This window comes from Streptomyces griseus subsp. griseus (assembly GCF_000720255.1).
In the GTDB taxonomy this organism is placed as follows: Bacteria; Actinomycetota; Actinomycetes; order Streptomycetales; family Streptomycetaceae; genus Streptomyces; species Streptomyces griseus_I.
In genome coordinates this window covers 1-280 of the sequence record NZ_JOJE01000215.1, presented here as the reverse complement: position 1 = coordinate 280, position 280 = coordinate 1, and the positions used below count along the sequence as shown (strand labels likewise).

At 70.0% G+C, this 280-nt stretch carries 1 protein-coding gene; it reads right to left on the bottom strand.

The annotated features are described in order from the left end of the window. Window positions 1-21: 21 nt before the first annotated feature. A partial coding sequence (locus tag IG99_RS43845; RefSeq protein ID WP_037684645.1) for a transposase occupies window positions 22-280 on the bottom strand: 259 nt, incomplete at its 5' end.

Here is a 280-nt window from a genome sequence, read left to right as displayed (position 1 = left end):
GCTCGCGGACGAGCGGGTACATCATTTTGCTGGCAGGTTCGCCTGCGACAGATACGCCGCAGCCCTCCGCAGCACCTCGTTCTCCTGCTCCAGCAGCCGAATCCGCTTGCGGGCCTCGCGCAGCTCGGCCGACTCACCCGACGCCGCTGCGGGCCTGGCGCCCTCATCGGTGTCGGCGCGGCGCAGCCACTTCGACAGCGTGATCGGGTGGACGCCGAAGTCGGCGGCGATCTGTTCCAGCGTGACGCCGGGCTCGCGGTTGCGCGCGACCCTTACTACG